The 240-nt window shown below is 65.0% G+C and carries 1 protein-coding gene; it reads right to left on the reverse strand.

The features are described 5' to 3' along the window. Nucleotides 1-23: 23 nt before the first annotated feature. The coding region (locus tag ACQG3P_RS22845; protein WP_426806323.1) for an uL14 family ribosomal protein at nt 24-240 on the reverse strand (217 nt) is incomplete at its 5' end.

The raw sequence follows: 240 nt of genomic DNA on the forward strand, positions 1-240 counted from the left end.
AGCGAGACGCTCTTCATGAACTTCTAGGTACGAAGTTCACGGGTCACCGGAGCGAAGATTCGGGTGCCGATCGGCTCTTGCTTGGTGTTGCGCAGGACCGCGGAATTGGTGTCGAAACGGTTCAGCGAGCCATCGGCGCGACGCACCCCCGTGCGGGTCCGCCCCACGACGGCGTCGTACACGTGAGCCGTCGTGACCTGGCCGCGCGGGATTGCAGCCTTCCCGGTGGCCGTGATGGTG

The sequence above is a fragment of the Stenotrophomonas sp. SrG genome, assembly GCF_050031795.1.
In the GTDB taxonomy this organism is placed as follows: domain Bacteria; phylum Pseudomonadota; class Gammaproteobacteria; order Xanthomonadales; family Xanthomonadaceae; genus Stenotrophomonas; species Stenotrophomonas rhizophila_A.